We start from the raw sequence: 685 nt of genomic DNA on the forward strand, positions 1-685 counted from the left end.
GAAAATAACAAATAAATATATCGGAATGTTGCTTTCTATCGGGATGATGTTAGCAATAGTGACGGGTTGTCAAGACCCAAGTGATTTTCGAAAAGTCAGAAATGAGGCCATTTCAAACCTGCAAAGGGGTGGAATGATCGACTTCGATGACATCAGACAAAAGAAACTTCTTAAGGGAGATGATCCTAACACGGGAGTTTTCACGGCACTGATCTATGACCCAAACAACAATGCAGCATCTTATAATGTTGGAATTTCAGTTGGAGGGAATAGAGTTCAGTTAGGTGATAATTATACTACATTTCCAACTACCTTAGAAATTAAGGCTTCTGATATCAGGGCTGCAACGGGTAATGATTTGGAATTTGGTGAAGCTTACACCATTACTGGCGAAGTGACAACGGATGACGGAACTGTATTCGGTCCTACATCTGTGACAACAACTACGAATGGAGCTGGTGAAACGACAGTGACTGGTGGAAATACAGACAATGAGCTTTTAGCGACAGGTTCGCCACAGGCATTGAGTTTTCCTGTAACAGTAGTTTGTGGTACAGTAACTGAACCAAGCGCCCTTGCGGGTACTTGGGAAGCTGACGAAACAAGTCATTCTAGTCGTGTAGGTGAGACACTTAATAATAACGACTACCAAATTGTTGCAGGTCCTGGTGCTAATCAGTTTACA

Annotated in this window: 1 protein-coding gene; it reads left to right on the forward strand. The window is 42.0% G+C overall.

Going from position 1 to position 685, the window contains the following annotated elements; all coding sequences use genetic code 11:
- Positions 1-25: 25 nt before the first annotated feature.
- Positions 26-685: hypothetical protein (locus tag AWN68_RS13205; protein ID WP_157716207.1), on the forward strand; the 660-nt coding region annotated here is incomplete at its 3' end.

Origin of the sequence: Roseivirga echinicomitans (assembly GCF_001592935.1) — a bacterium.
In the GTDB taxonomy this organism is placed as follows: Bacteria; Bacteroidota; Bacteroidia; order Cytophagales; family Cyclobacteriaceae; genus Roseivirga; species Roseivirga echinicomitans.